Genomic DNA, 13,827 nt, shown 5'->3' with positions numbered 1-13,827 from the left:
ATACCCGCGAAGACATCCGGTGAATCATAGAAAACGGACACCGAACGATGCGTCCGAACCGCGGCGTTTCAGGACAGGTCATCACCGGAGGTGGTGGCCGTTCCTGCGCGGTAACGAGTTCCGGCAGTGGCCGGACGTCTCGGCGGCGTCGTCTCCTGGAACGATCGAGGGTATGACCATCGCAACCAGGTTCACCGAACTCCTGTCCCTGCGACACCCGATCGCATCCGCGCCGATGGGCGGCGAGGCCGGTGGTGCGCTGGCGGCCGCGGTCTCCGACGGCGGCGGCTTGGGGCTCGTCGGCGGTGGGCGTGGCGACCGTGAATGGGTCGAGCGCGAACTGCGACTGGTCACCGAGCGCACGTCCGCCCCGTGGGGGGTGGGGTTCTTGAGCTGGGCGATCGATCGGGCGGTACTCGATCATGCCCTGTCGTTCCGGCCGGCCGCGGTCGTGTTGTCCTTCGGTGATCCCGCGCCGCTGGCGGCGGCGGTCCGGGATTCGGGCGCCGTGCTGATCGTCCAGGTGACCGACACCGAGGAGGCCCGGCGGGCCCTCGATGCGGGGGCGGATGTCCTGGTGGCGCAGGGCAGCGATGCCGGTGGGCACTGCGCGGCGCAGGGCACCGGCACCTTGTCCTTCGTGCCGACGGTGGTCGATCTGGCTGGTGCGGTTCCGGTGCTGGCGGCCGGCGGAATCGCCGACGGCCGGGCCGTGGCTGCGGCTCTCACCCTCGGTGCGTCCGGCGCCATGATCGGCACCCGCTTCGAGGCCACGCGCGAGTCGCTGGTGCTCGACGGGGTCAACCGCGCGTTGCTCGATGCGGTCGGTGCCGATACGGAGGTGGACCGGACCCTGGATATTGCGCGCGATGCACCGTGGCCGCAGGAATATCCGGCGCGCATCCTGCGCAACGCGTTCGTCGACCGTTGGCGTGGTCGTGACGAGGAGCTGCGCGACGACGCCGCCGCACTACGCGAGTACCGCGCGGCCGCCGCCCGTGGTGATCTCGCGGTTCTACCGGTCTGGGCCGGTCAGGCCGTGGACCGGGTCACCGAGATCAGCCCGGCCGCCGATCTGGTCGCCACCCTTGCGGCCGAGGCCGAGGCTGCGCTGCGCCGGATCACGCTGCGCGAGAGCTGAGCTCGACCGGCACCGAAGCTCCCGCGCCGACCCCTGTCCCGGCGGTGCGATCTCCCGCGGTCTTGACGGCCGAACACGCATCGATCATTATGAACGTGGGTTCATGAACGTTTGTTCATAATTATCGGCGAGGGAGACCGTGATGACCGAGATCGTCAATACCGCACAGTCCGAGGCGTGGAACGGCTACGAGGGTGAGCACTGGGCCGACCATGCCGACCGTTACGACGCGGTCAACTCCGGGATCAACGAGCCGCTACTGTCCGCAGCGAAAGTCGGCGCCGGAGATCGGGTCCTCGATATCGGTTGCGGCAACGGGCAGCTGACCAGAGCGGCGGCGCGGCGGGCGGCCGCGGCGACCGGGGTGGACCTGTCCGGGCCGATGCTCGCGCGGGCGCGACTGCTCGCCCGATCCGAGGCCGTGGACAACGTGTCGTTCGAGCAGGGGGATGCGCAGGTCTTCGGCTTCGCGCCCGGTTCCTTCGATGTGGCGGTGAGCCGGTTCGGCATCATGTTCTTCGCCGATCCCGTGGCGGCGTTCACCAATATCGCACGTGCACTGGGCCCCGGCGGGCGCCTCGCGGTGGCCGTACCGGTCACCCCGGAGTCCGATATCGCCGGTGTCTTCGCCGCGGCCGCGGCGCATCTGCCCGGTTTCGAGGCGGGGCACGGGTTCGACGTCTTCGCCGATCCCGAGGCCACCGCGGATCTGCTCGGTGCAGCCGGATTCACCGGTGTGACGAACGAGCTCGTGCTCACCGACAGTGTCTGGGGTGCGGATATCGACGACGCCACCGAATTCGTCGTGGGGTGGGGGCCGGTGCGATATCACCGTCTGTGCAACGACTTCGGGACCGACGCCGAGGTCCGGGCCGCGGTCGCGGGTGCGCTCGAACCGTTCGCCGGTGACGGGCCCGTCCGGTTGCGGGCGGCCTCCCGGCTCGTCACCGCCACCATCGCACTACCGTAGGTCTCATGTCACCCCGACGGGCGGCGGCGCTGCACGACCGCGCCGATCGCGATCTGCGTGCCCATCTGATCGCCACGGCCGAGAAGTTGTTCGCCGAGCAGGGCAGCGCCGGTCTCACCGTGCGTGGCATCGCGCGGGCGGCCGGGGTGTCGGACGGGGTGCTCTACAACCACTTCGCCGACAAGGAGGAGTTACTGGCGGCGGCACTACGCGCGCACCTGGAAACGGTGGATCGCGGTTTCCCGCCGCTCCCGGCCGCGGGCAGCGGAAGTGTCGCAGAGAATCTGGCGGTCTGCCTGCAGCAGGGGTTGGCACTGCATCGCGCGGTGCTGCCCGTGTTCGCGGGGCTGATCACCCAGCCCGCCGTGCTGGCTCGCTTCGCCGAAAGCGAAGGGCCGCGCCGGATCTGGCGCGAGGAACTGGTCGAGTATCTGCGGGCGGAACGGGAGCTGGGGCGGCTGCTGGCCGATGCGGACGTCGATGCCGCGGCCGCCGTCCTCGTCGGCATCTGTCACGATGCGGTGCTGTCGACGCTGTTGTCGGGCGCGCCGCACCCCGCCGCGCCGCCCTCGGTCGAATCCGTTGTCACGACCCTGCTGTCGGGGATCGCGCCGTAACGAACGGGTGAGCGGCCGCTGCCGGTCGGCCCGGTGCTCAGTAGACCGGGCCGGTGTATTTCTCGCCGGGGCCGGCGCCCGGTGCATCCGGATGGGCCGAGGATTCGCGGAAGGCCCGCTGCAACGACTGCAGTCCCTCGCGAATGGGACCGGCATGCGGGCCGAGGTACTCGACCGACGCGGTGACCAGTCCGGCGAGCGCGGTGATCACGCGGCGGGCCTCGTCCAGGTCGCGGCGCGGACTGGAATCGGGGTCCTCGTCGGCGAGGCCGAGTTTTTCCGCGGCCGAGCTCATCAGCATCACCGCGGCGCGGCTGATGACCTCGACCGCGGGGATCTCGGCCAGCTCGCGCACCGCCTCCGGATCGGCGGATTCGCTCAGGACCGACGGGTCACCCGCATGCTCGCTCATATCCGTAGCATGTCATCGGCACGCTCCGGCCGGGTGGCAGGGTCGCCCGATTGGGAGTAGACGCGCGTCCGGTGTAAAGTAGTGCGCGACGACCGCCCCGGTCTCGGACTGGAACCGATCCAGCTCGTCGGCTCGGGGCTCAAGTGGAGCCCGACTCCCACCATCGGCCGGTCACAGTGCCAGGTTCGATGGTCCCGGTCACTCGCCGTGTCGCGGCGGGTTTCTCCCGCGGATCCGTTCGCGGCGAGGTCGAGGTGGCAGTTCACCTGGTGAGCGCCCGCGGCGACCGGTCGACATTCGGGCCCCGTAGCGGTGAAATACCGCGACGGGGCTTTCGTGTTGGTTATGGGGTTGCAGTTGTTGCTCGCGGTCGTTGGACGACACCGCTTGACCTAGGAGGCCCCATCAGCACTGAGACCCGCATCAACGATCGCATTCGCGTACCCGAGGTCCGACTCATCGGACCGGGTGGTGAGCAGGTGGGGATCGTGCGTGTTGAAGATGCACTACGCGTCGCCCAAGAGGCCGACCTCGACCTGGTCGAGGTCGCACCGGACGCGCGTCCACCGGTCTGCAAGATCATGGACTACGGCAAGTTCAAATACGAGACCGCGCAGAAGGCGCGCGAGTCCCGCAAGAACCAGCAGCAGACCGTGATCAAGGAGCAGAAGCTCCGCCCGAAGATCGATGACCACGACTACGCCACCAAACGGGGACACGTGATGCGGTTCCTGGAGGCCGGGTCGAAGGTCAAGGTCACCATCATGTTCCGTGGCCGTGAGCAGTCGCGTCCGGAACTCGGTTTCCGGCTGCTGCAGCGGCTGGCCTCCGACGTCGCCGATCTGGGCTTCGTGGAGACCTCCGCCAAGCAGGACGGCCGGAACATGACGATGGTCCTCGCCCCGCACAAGGGTGCGAAGACTCGGGTCAAGGCACAGACCGCCGCACAGCAGAACGCCGCGCAGCGCAGCGCACCCGCCGGGGGCAGCTCTGCGCCCGCCGGTGGCAGCGCTCCGGCAGCACCGGCGGCTCCGGCGCCCGAAGCAGCCGGTACGCAGTAAACCGATTTCAAGACCGGCGGCATCGCACAGACGGTGATGCCGCCGGAACGAGACAAGATTGAGGAATCCATGCCGAAGATGAAGAGCCACAGCGGCACCTCGAAGCGATTCAAGGTGTCCGGTCGCGGCAAGCTGCTGCGCCAGCAGGCGAACCGTCGCCACCTGCTCGAGCACAAGTCCAGCCGCCGGACTCGTCGTCTGGACGGCAAGGAGGTCGTCGCCCCCGCTGACGTCCGTCGCGTCAAGAAGCTGCTCGGTATCTGACCACGATCCGAGTGCGCTCGCGCACCGTTCCCTCTTCCCAACCTGTGGGCGCCCCGGCGGCGCCCCTTCGATCGAACAAGGACTGATCAGTGGCACGCGTCAAAAGGGCCGTCAACGCTCAGAAGAAGCGCCGTTCCGTGCTCGAGGCCTCCAAGGGCTACCGTGGGCAGCGCTCGCGGCTGTACCGCAAGGCCAAAGAACAGCAGCTGCACTCGCTCACCTACGCCTACCGGGACCGCCGGGCGCGCAAGGGTGATTTCCGTAAGCTGTGGATCGCGCGCATCAACGCCGCGGCCCGCGCCAACGACATCACCTACAACCGCTTCATCCAGGGCCTGAAGGCCGCCGGTGTCGAGGTGGACCGCAAGATCCTCGCCGAGCTCGCGGTCTCCGACGCCGAGGCGTTCGCCGGCCTGGTGGCAGTCGCCCGCGCCGCGCTGCCCGAGGACGTCAACGCTCCGGCCGCCTGAGCCATCGCCTAGGTGACCGATACTTCGAAACGACCCGCGGACCGCGATTCCGGCAGCACCGATCAGGTGCTCTCGGAACGCACCCCGCGGGTCGTTTCCGCTGTCAAGCTGCACCGTTCGGCGACCCGTCGCAAAACCGGTCTGTTCCTGGCCGAGGGCGCCAATTCCGTGGCTGCCGCACTGGATACCGGGCGGGTGGCGGAGCTGTTCTACTCCCCGCGCGCTGCCGAACGCGAACACGAACTGGTGGCCTCGGCCGCGGCCCGCGGGGTGCGGACCAGCCTGGTGAGTGAACGCGCTGCCGCCCAGCTGGGCGAGACCGTCACTCCGCCCGGCCTGGTCGCGGTGTGCCGTCTGGTCGATGTGCCACTGGACCGGGTGGTGCGTGGTGTCGGCGACGAACCCGGCGGTCCCGACCGGCCGGCAGTCTCGCGGACCGGTCGTTCCACGATGCTCGCGGTGCCGGTGCAGATGTCGGACCCCGGTAACGCCGGAACGCTCATCCGCGTCGCCGACGCGGTCGGTGCCGACGGTGTCGTGCTGGCCGGTGATTCGGTGGATCCGCACAACGGCAAATGTGTCCGCGCCTGTGCGGGCAGCCTGTTCCATGTGCCGATCGCCCGCGAACGCGATATCGATGCCGTATTGCAGGCGCTGCGCGCGGACGGGATCACGATTCTGGCGACCACCGCCCGTGGCGAGGTCGAGCTGGACGAGGCCGACGATCTGTTGCGTCGTGCCGGCGAATCCGGCGGCACCGCCTGGTTGTTCGGGAACGAGGCCCACGGCCTGGATCCCGGGATCGCGGCCCGGACCGACCATCGCGTCCGCATTCCCATCCACGGGCGCGCCGAAAGCCTCAACCTGGCCGCGGCCGCGGCCATCTGCCTCTACACCGGGGCTCGTCTGCGCGCCTAGCTCGCGCGGGTGACGGCCGCACGGGGCCCGAGCGCGCGGAGTCGAATTACTGCGGGTGCCCGAACGACACGGAGGGCGCCGGACCCGTAGGTCCGGCGCCCTCCGTCGCGCTGTCCGTCAGTCGCGCGGATGCGCCAGTTCGATCACATGCTCGTCGCCGCCACCGGCTTCCAGGGTCAGGGTCGACGTCGTCGCGGGGTACCCCGCCGCGACCACGGTGTACTCACCGACCGCCAGATTGTCGAAACGGTAGGTGCCCTCGGCGTCGGTGATGGTGCTGTCGAGCACGGTGCCCCCGGCATCGACCAGCGTCACCCGGGCGTCGCGCAGCGGCCCGTGCGGGTGGTGCACCGTACCGCGCAGCTGTGCCCCGCGCGGCAGCACCACATCGAGCTGAGTCATGCCCTGCCCGTCGACCTCTGCCGGTACAGCGACCGGCTGGAAGGTCGCCGCATTCACGGCCACGGTCACCGGGCCGGGAACCAGTTCGGTCAGCGAGTAGCTGCCGTCGGTGCCGGAGGAGCCCGCCGCCAGGACGTCACCACGGCTGTCGGTCACGATGACCATGGCATCGGCCACCGCGGCACCGTTGTCCGCGGCACGGACGGTGCCGACCAGTCCGCTCATACCGGTGAGCCGGATGTCGTGGTCGAGCGCCCGGTCGTGCACGCTGATCGGGGTGGCCTGCGGCTGGTAGCCGTCGGCGGAGGCGATCAGGACGTACGAGCCGGACTCGGGTGCGTCGAGCGCATAGCGTCCGTCACCGTGGGCGATGGCGCGCCCGATCTGGCGCCCGGTGGGGGAGATCAGCGTGAGGGCGGTGCGCGGCACCGGAGTGCCGTCGCCGGCCCGCACATATCCGTGGACCGTGATCCCGGTGCTGACGAATTCCTCCGGCACCAGACCCGACGCGTCCTCGGCCAGCGCCTGCAGCGGGATCGCCGGTTGCGGAGCGGTCGCGGAATCCCCGGCGTGCACCGCGGCGGACTCACCGAGCTTCTCGCTGCTCTCGGTGATCGCGTTGGTGCGCAGTGCGACCTCCTTGACGAACAGTGTCAGCAGGAAGGCGATCAGCGCGAACGGCGCCGCGAAGAGGAAGATGTCGGCGATGCCGTTGCCGTAGGCACTCTCGACGACCGTCCGGACCGGTCCGGGCAGCGCCTGCACGTCCGGGATCTCGCCGGTGTTACCGCCCATGGCCTGTGCCGCGCCCGGACCCAGGTCACTCAGTCCGTCGGTGATGTAGTCCTTGACGCGGGTGGCCATCACGGCGCCCAGCGCCGAGACGCCGACCGCGCCACCGAGGCTGCGGAAGAACGCCACGAGGGAGCTGGCCGAGCCGAGGTCCTGTGCAGCCACCTGGTTCTGCGTGGCCAGCACCAGATTCTGCATCGTCATACCGACGCCCAGTCCCATCATGGCCATGTACACCGCCACCAGCACGTAGTTGGTGTCGTAGGCGATGGTGCCCAGCAGGCCGAGTCCGGCGGTGATGAACAGGGCGCCGACGACCAGCCAGGCCTTCCACCTACCGGTGCGGGTGATGATCTGTCCCGACACCGTGGAGGAGACGAACAGGCCGCCGATCATCGGGATCGTCATGACACCGGACATGGTCGGCGACGCACCGCGCGCCAGCTGGAAGTACTGGCTGAAGAATACGGTGCCGGCGAACATCGCCACACCGACGAACAGCGAGGCCAGCGAGGTCAGCGTGATGGTGCGGTTGGCGAACAGGCGCATCGGCACGATCGGCTCGGACGCGCGCAACTCGGCCAGCACGAACAGCGCCGCCAGCGCCACCGACCCGACAACCATCACCACGGTCTGCCAGGAGGCCCACGCGTACTTGTCACCGGCGAAGGTGACCCACACCAGCAGCAGGCAGACCGCCGCGGTGACCAGGAACGCGCCCAGCCAGTCGACCTTCACGTCGCGCTTGGTGACCGGCAGTTTCAGCGTCCGCTGCAGCACGATCAGCGCGATGATCGCGAACGGCACACCGACGTAGAAGCACCAGCGCCAGCCGAGCCAGCTGGTGTCGGTGATGACGCCACCCAGCAGCGGGCCGCCCACCGTGGCCACGGCGAAGGTCGCGCCCAGATAACCGCTGTAGCGGCCACGTTCGCGCGGCGAAATCATCGCGGCCATGACGATCTGGGCCAGTGCGGACAGACCGCCGGCACCGATGCCCTGGACCGCGCGGCAAGCGATCAGCATGCCCGCGTTCTGCGACAGGCCCGCAACCACGGAGCCGCCGACATAGATCAGCAGGGCGATCTGAACCAGAGCCTTCTTGCTGAACAGGTCGGCCAGTTTGCCCCACAGCGGGGTGGTGGCCGTCATCGCGAGCAGAGATGCGGTGACGACCCAGGTGTAGGCGGATTGCCCGCCGCCCAGCGTGCCGATGATCTTCGGCAGCGCGTTGGTCACGATCGTCGAGGAGATGATCGCGACGAACATGCCCAGCAACAGGCCGGACAGAGCTTGCAGGATCTGCCGATGTGTCATCGGCGCGGCATCCGATATCTCGTCCGGTCTGCGGGCGGTGTCGTTCGCAGAGGTGATTGCCATGTTCTTCTTTCCGGATCTCCGGGACGACGCGGGCCGGGGGAACGCCCACAGCGCCGGTACCCGTGTCAAGAGTGGTTTGGGATCGATCAAATCATTTGATTACCGAAAGTAACTATAAACCCGGAAGGGGCCGCTGCAAAGGTGAAGGGGCCGGTGCCGTCTGTCACAGCGGAAATGCGCGCGCGAGGGGCTGCTGACATCGCCTACGATTCGACCAGCGACAATAGTGTGCAATCCAGACAACTAGTGTGCAAGGCAGACTAGATCGTGTAGGGGTGATCACCCCTGCCCCGAACCAGCCCAGGGGAGAGACGAACCATCGTGGCCGACGAGAAGGATGCAGCCGAGCAGTCAGTGACGCCGGCGGAGGCACTGAGCGAGGAGGCTCTCTCCGGTGCTGCCGCCGCCGCGGAGAAGGCGTTCACCGCAGCGGCCGACCTGGATGCGCTCGCTACAGCCAAGACCGAGCACATGGGTGGCAAATCGCCGATCGCGCTCGCGCAGCGGGCCATGGGCGGTCTGCCCAAACAGGACAAGGCCGATGCCGGTAAGCGGGTCAACGTGGCCCGTTCGCGGGTGGCGGAGGCCTTCGAGGCCCGGCGGTCGCAGCTGCTGGCCGAGCGTGACGCCGCGGTGCTGGTCGCCGAAACCATCGACGTCACCCTCCCGGCGCGCCGGGCCGCGGCCGGTGCCCGGCATCCGATCACGGTGATCTCCGAGCAGATCGAGGACGTCTTCACCGGGATGGGGTGGGAGATCGCCGAGGGGCCCGAGGTCGAGACCGAACACTTCAACTTCGACGCGCTCAACTTCCTGCCCGACCATCCGGCCCGCACCATGCAGGACACCTTCCACATCGCCGCCTACGGGCAGGACGAGACCGGGCCGCAGGCCTCGGGATCACGACAGGTTCTGCGCACGCACACCTCCCCGGTGCAGGTGCGGACCATGCTGTCGCGGGACCTGCCGATCTATGTGGTGTGCCCGGGTCGGACCTTCCGTACCGACGAGCTCGACGCCACCCACACTCCGGTCTTCTCCCAGGTCGAGGGCCTGGCCGTGGACAAGGGGCTGACCATGGCGCATCTGCGTGGCACGCTCGACGCGTTCGCCCGCGCCCTGTTCGGGCCCGAGACCCGCACCCGGATGCGGCCCAACTACTTCCCCTTCACCGAACCCTCGGCCGAGGTCGACGTGTGGTTCCCGGACAAGAAGGGTGGCGCGGGCTGGGTCGAATGGGGCGGCTGCGGCATGGTCAACCCGAAGGTCCTGATCGCCAGCGGTATCGATCCCGAGGTCTACAGCGGCTTCGCCTTCGGTATGGGTCTGGAGCGCACGCTGCAGTTCCGCAACGGCATTCCGGATATGCGCGACATCGTCGAGGGCGATGTGCGCTTCACCCTGCCCTTCGGCGTCCGCGCCTGATCCGCCGCATATCCACCCACTTCATACGAGGAAGCGAAACGTCACGTGCGAGTAGCGCAGTCCTGGCTGACGGAAACCCTGCAGCGGACCACCCCCGGATGGTCGCTGACCCCCGAGGAGCTCGACGCCGGTTTCGTCCGCGTGGGTCTCGAGGTCGAGGACCTCGAGACCCTGCAGCCGGTCACCGGAGACATCGAGCACCCGCTGGTGGTCGGCCGGGTCGCCGAGATCACCGAGCTGACCGAGTTCAAGAAGCCGATCCGCTTCTGCAAGGTCGACGTGGGCCATCCCGAGCTGCAGGAGATCATCTGCGGTGCACGCAATTTCGCCGTCGGTGATCTGGTCGTGGTGGTGTTGCCCGGTGGTGTGCTGCCGGGCGGGTTCACCATCACCTCGCGCAAGACCTACGGCCACGTGTCGCACGGCATGATCTGTTCGGTCGCCGAGCTCGGTATCGGCAAGGATCATTCGGGCATCCTGGTGCTCGAACCCGGCACCGCCGAACCCGGTACCGATGCCAACGAGCTGCTGGGCCTCGACGACACGGTGATCGAACTCAACATCACACCGGACCGCGGCTACTGCTTCTCGGTGCGCGGCCTGGCCCGCGAACTGGCCTGCGGCTTCGACCTCGACTACGCCGACCCCGCGGTCCGCACCCTGCCGGAGACCGACGTCGAGGCTCATTCGGTGACCGTCGAACCCGAGTCGGCCTGCACCCGGTTCGCGATGCGCAAGGTCACCGGTGTCGATCCGAAAGCGGTGAGCCCCTGGTGGTTACAGCGCCGGCTGCTGCTGGCGGGCGTGCGCCCGATCTCGCCCGCGGTGGATGTGACCAACTATGTGATGCTCGAGCTCGGCCAGCCGCTGCACGCGTTCGACGCTGCGAAGGTGAACGGCACGTTGACGATCCGGCGTGCCCATACCGGTGAGACACTGCGCACCCTGGACGACTCGGAGCGAGTGCTCGACGCCGAAGACGTTGTCATCACCGACGAGTCGGGCGTGATCTCACTGGCCGGGATCATGGGCGGAGCGACCACCGAGGTGGGCGAGGACACCACCGACATCCTGCTGGAGGCAGCGACCTGGAATCCGCTGGCCGTCTACCGTTCCGCGCGCCGGCACAAGCTGGTCTCCGAGGCCGGTAAGCGCTTCGAGCGCGTCGTCGACCCGGAGGTCCCGGTCGCGGCACTGGACCGCGCGGCCTCGCTGCTCGCCGAGATCGCCGGTGGCACCGTGGAATCCGCGCTCACCGATGTGCGGTTGCCGGTGCCCGCCACCGAACCGATCCGGATGGACATCGATCTGGCCGATCGGATCGCGGGCATCGTGTACCCCACCGGAACTTCGGCACGGCGGCTGGCGCAGATCGGCTGTTCGGTCGAGGTGAGCGTCAGCGACACCGGTCACGGTCAGCTCGTGGTGACTCCGCCGAGCTGGCGCCCGGATCTGGTACAGCCGGCCGATCTGGTGGAGGAGGTCCTTCGCCTCGAAGGACTCGAACGAATTCCGTCGGTGTTGCCGACCGCACCGGCCGGGCGCGGGCTCACCGCGACCCAGCGCCGCCGCCGGGCGGTGAGCCGAGCACTGGCATTCTCCGGATGTGTGGAGGTCCCGGCCTCGATCTTCATGACCGCGGGAGTCTTCGACACCTGGGGCCTCGACGCCGAGGACCCGCGCCGCGACACCCTACGGGTACTCAATCCGCTGGATGTGGAGAAGGCGGAGCTCGCCACCACCCTGCTGCCGGCCCTGCTCGAGGTGGCCGCCCGCAACATCTCCCGCGGTGAGCGGGACCTGTCCATCTACAGCATCGCGCAAGTGGTGCTGCCCGGTCCCGGAACACATGCGGTGGGTGAGCTGCCTACCGACCGGCGGCCCAGCGACGAGCAGATCCGTGAGCTGATCGAATCGTTGCCGGCGCAACCGGTGCATGTGGGGGCCGTGCTCAGCGGCCGCCGGGAACCGCGCGGCCCGTGGGGTCCGGGCCGGCCGGCCGAGGCCGCCGATGTCTTCGCGCTCGCCGACGCCGTGGCCGATGCCGCCGGCGTGAGCATCGAGCGTCGCGGGGCCACTCATCTGCCCTATCACCCCGGGCGGTGCGCGGAGTTGCTGGTCGAGGGCACCGTCGTCGGATATGCCGGTGAACTGCATCCCGCGGTGCTGGAACGCAGCGGCCTGCCGCCGCGCACCTGCGCCCTGGAACTGGACCTGGACGCCCTGCCGCTACGCGAAACCCGGCCCGCCCCGGTGGTGTCCGCGTTCCCTGCGGTGCTGCAGGACGTGTCGGTCAGTGTCGAGAAGTCCGTGGGTGCGGCGCAGGTGGAGTCGGCGTTGCGTACCGGGGCAGGTGAGCTGCTGGAAGATATCGCGCTGTTCGACGTGTACGAGGGTGCGCAGGCGGGCGCGGGACGCAAATCGCTGACCTACGCGCTGCGTTTCCGTGCCGAAGACCGCACGCTCACCGAGGACGAGGCCAGTGCGGCGCGCCACGCTGCGGTCACTGCTGCCGCCGATGCGGTGGGAGCGGTACTGCGCGGATAGCCTCCGCGCAGAGAGGGAGGTGTTGTGCGACATCCGGCCGAGAGTGTGCTCAACGCGCTGACGTTCCATCCGGAGCGCCCGATCACCATGACTCCCGAGCGGTTCGGGCTCGACTACGAGGACCTGTGGGTCACCGCTGCCGACGGGGCGCGGATCAACGCCTGGTTCGTGCGGGCGGAGCGCCCGATCGGCCACGTGCTCTACGCCCACGGCAACGCCGGCAATATCGGCGGCCGGTCGCCGGTGCTGGCGCTGCTGGCCGCCGCGGGGCTCGATGTGCTGACCTTCGACTATCGCGGGTACGGGCGTAGCTCGGGCCGACCGCACGAACGTGGGCTGTACCTGGACGCTCGCGCCGCGCGCCGGGCATTGCTGGAGCGTCCGGGGGTGGATCCCGAACGCGTTGTCTACCTGGGCAAGTCACTCGGTGGGGGAGTGCTGACCGAACTGGCCGTCACCCACCCGCCCGCCGCGATGGTCCTGATGTCCACGTTCACCGGGCTCCGTGCAGTCGGTCATGCCGTCTACCCGTTCATACCGAAAATGCTGGTGCCGGATGCGTTTCCGAGTGAACGGCGGATCCGGTCGGTGCATGCGCCGGTCTTCGTCATGCACGGTGACGCGGACGAGCTGGTCCCCGTCGAGATGGGCCGTGCCCTGCATGCTGCCGCGCCGGGGCCGAAACGGTTGCTGATCTATCCCGGTGCCGGGCACAACACCCTGATCACCATTCCCGGCTGGTCGGGCACGGTCGCCGGCTGGGTACGCGAAGTGCTCACCGCGGCGGAGCCGATCCCGGGCGAGTGACGCGGCCGATGCCTGCGGAGCAAGCCGGTCACCGGGCCGCGCCGTAATCCGGTCGGGTCCGCGGCGCGGTGGGTAGCCTGGTGGCATGTCCGAAACCGGTGATATGGCGGCACTGCTCGCCGCGCTGCCCGACGCGGAGTTGCTCGAGGTCGTGGCGGCCGCGACCGCGGGCAGGCCGAGCCTGGCCACACTGCATGTGACCGCAGTAGAGATGTCCGGAAAGCCCGCTCCCGCCCCGGCTGTCACGGATGTGAGTCCCGACACCCCGGGCACGGCCGCCGCGGTACCGCCCCCGGTCTCGGGAGGTTTCGGGCAGGTCGCCGTGGGCTCGGGGGTGCCGCTGCCGCCCGAGGGCTTCGGAGTGCCGGGCGGGTATGCCGAGTACTCCGAATCCGGAGTCCCTACTTTCGAGTCGGTTCGCGATAGGGTCGAGCAGCGTTACGGCACCGCCGAGGGGATGGGCGAGTTGGATCGGCAGACGCCGGCGGGCCGCAGCGCGGACGAACAATGGCAGGCGCGGGAGAAGGCCGCGCGGGAACGTCTGGACGCGATCCGGAAGTCGATGCACGGCGGCGACGCAGGGCAGTGATTCCGCACCTGTCTGGTCGTACCGGACAGGTG

The 13,827-nt window shown here is 68.9% G+C and carries 13 protein-coding genes; 11 read left to right on the top strand and 2 right to left on the bottom strand.

The features are described 5' to 3' along the window. Positions 1-172 precede the first annotated feature (172 nt). The 3 genes from NV2_RS18375 to NV2_RS18365 all read left to right on the top strand — a co-directional run bounded on the left by NV2_RS18375 (position 173) and on the right by NV2_RS18365 (position 2,728). On the top strand, positions 173-1,141 hold the full coding sequence (locus NV2_RS18375) for an NAD(P)H-dependent flavin oxidoreductase (protein ID WP_067875623.1): 969 nt from the start codon (positions 173-175) through the stop codon (positions 1,139-1,141). 142 nt (positions 1,142-1,283) lie between these two features. Then, on the top strand, positions 1,284-2,111 hold the full coding sequence (locus tag NV2_RS18370) for a class I SAM-dependent methyltransferase (RefSeq protein WP_067875619.1): 828 nt from the start codon (positions 1,284-1,286) through the stop codon (positions 2,109-2,111). 5 nt (positions 2,112-2,116) lie between these two features. Continuing rightward, positions 2,117-2,728: a TetR/AcrR family transcriptional regulator gene (locus NV2_RS18365; protein ID WP_067875616.1), complete on the top strand. Its 612-nt coding sequence runs from the start codon at positions 2,117-2,119 to the stop codon at positions 2,726-2,728. Positions 2,729-2,765: 37 nt separating this feature from the next. On the opposite strand, the gene NV2_RS18360 is transcribed toward NV2_RS18365, so the two are convergent. Continuing rightward, a complete protein-coding gene (locus NV2_RS18360) occupies positions 2,766-3,140 on the bottom strand; it encodes a DUF1844 domain-containing protein (RefSeq protein WP_067875613.1) in 375 nt (124 codons plus the stop codon). Positions 3,141-3,544: 404 nt separating this feature from the next. Here NV2_RS18360 and infC point away from each other — a divergent pair, with 404 nt between their 5' ends. The 4 genes from infC (at position 3,545) to NV2_RS18340 (ending at position 5,853) form a co-directional block, all read left to right on the top strand. After that, entirely contained in the window at positions 3,545-4,201 is a 657-nt protein-coding gene (gene infC / locus NV2_RS18355; RefSeq protein WP_245662668.1) for a translation initiation factor IF-3, read from the top strand. Positions 4,202-4,270: 69 nt separating this feature from the next. Next, positions 4,271-4,465 (top strand): 50S ribosomal protein L35, encoded by a 195-nt coding sequence (rpmI, locus tag NV2_RS18350; RefSeq protein WP_067875876.1) that lies wholly within the window; start codon positions 4,271-4,273, stop codon positions 4,463-4,465. 89 nt (positions 4,466-4,554) lie between these two features. Further along, complete coding sequence (gene rplT / locus NV2_RS18345; RefSeq protein WP_067875610.1) at positions 4,555-4,935, top strand: 50S ribosomal protein L20; 381 nt, start codon at positions 4,555-4,557, stop codon at positions 4,933-4,935. A gap of 12 nt (positions 4,936-4,947) precedes the next feature. Then, positions 4,948-5,853, top strand: coding sequence for a TrmH family RNA methyltransferase (locus NV2_RS18340; RefSeq protein WP_373863583.1), 906 nt, complete (start codon positions 4,948-4,950; stop codon positions 5,851-5,853). Between the two features lie 117 nt (positions 5,854-5,970). Here the strand turns inward: NV2_RS18340 and NV2_RS18335 are convergent, their stop codons facing one another. Then, on the bottom strand, positions 5,971-8,427 hold the full coding sequence (locus tag NV2_RS18335) for an MFS transporter (protein ID WP_067875607.1): 2,457 nt from the start codon (positions 8,425-8,427) through the stop codon (positions 5,971-5,973). A gap of 321 nt (positions 8,428-8,748) precedes the next feature. Between NV2_RS18335 and pheS the strand changes: the two genes are divergently transcribed. The 4 genes from pheS (at position 8,749) to NV2_RS31480 (ending at position 13,795) form a co-directional block, all read left to right on the top strand. Further along, positions 8,749-9,852 carry a phenylalanine--tRNA ligase subunit alpha gene (gene pheS, locus NV2_RS18330; RefSeq protein ID WP_157102962.1) on the top strand — a complete coding sequence of 368 codons (1,104 nt, stop codon included), beginning with the start codon at positions 8,749-8,751 and terminating at the stop codon, positions 9,850-9,852. Between the two features lie 45 nt (positions 9,853-9,897). Then, positions 9,898-12,399 carry a phenylalanine--tRNA ligase subunit beta gene (pheT, locus tag NV2_RS18325; RefSeq protein ID WP_067875601.1) on the top strand — a complete coding sequence of 834 codons (2,502 nt, stop codon included), beginning with the start codon at positions 9,898-9,900 and terminating at the stop codon, positions 12,397-12,399. Positions 12,400-12,423: 24 nt separating this feature from the next. Next, the gene (locus NV2_RS18320) at positions 12,424-13,206 is read left to right on the top strand and encodes an alpha/beta hydrolase (RefSeq protein ID WP_067875598.1); all 783 of its coding nucleotides are present in this window, start codon (positions 12,424-12,426) and stop codon (positions 13,204-13,206) included. A gap of 85 nt (positions 13,207-13,291) precedes the next feature. Continuing rightward, positions 13,292-13,795, top strand: a complete 504-nt coding sequence (locus NV2_RS31480; protein WP_157102961.1) for a PspA/IM30 family protein — start codon at positions 13,292-13,294, stop codon at positions 13,793-13,795. Positions 13,796-13,827 lie beyond the last annotated feature (32 nt).

Source organism: Nocardia vermiculata NBRC 100427, assembly GCF_001613265.1.
Classification (GTDB): domain Bacteria; phylum Actinomycetota; class Actinomycetes; order Mycobacteriales; family Mycobacteriaceae; genus Nocardia; species Nocardia vermiculata.
The sequence above is the reverse complement of the archived record's forward strand: the minus strand, read 5'-3'. Positions and strand labels throughout refer to the sequence as shown.

Excerpts from the sequence above, each read along its gene's own strand:
- NV2_RS18375 (WP_067875623.1), top strand. The coding sequence starts at position 173 with ATGACCATCGCAACCAGGTTCACCGAACTCCTGTCCCTGCGACACCCG.
- NV2_RS18370 (WP_067875619.1), top strand. The coding sequence starts at position 1,284 with ATGACCGAGATCGTCAATACCGCACAGTCCGAGGCGTGGAACGGCTAC.
- NV2_RS18365 (WP_067875616.1), top strand. The coding sequence starts at position 2,117 with ATGTCACCCCGACGGGCGGCGGCGCTGCACGACCGCGCCGATCGCGAT.
- NV2_RS18360 (WP_067875613.1), bottom strand. The coding sequence starts at position 3,140 with ATGAGCGAGCATGCGGGTGACCCGTCGGTCCTGAGCGAATCCGCCGAT.
- rpmI (WP_067875876.1), top strand. The coding sequence starts at position 4,271 with ATGCCGAAGATGAAGAGCCACAGCGGCACCTCGAAGCGATTCAAGGTG.
- NV2_RS18335 (WP_067875607.1), bottom strand. The coding sequence starts at position 8,427 with ATGGCAATCACCTCTGCGAACGACACCGCCCGCAGACCGGACGAGATA.
- NV2_RS31480 (WP_157102961.1), top strand. The coding sequence starts at position 13,292 with ATGTCCGAAACCGGTGATATGGCGGCACTGCTCGCCGCGCTGCCCGAC.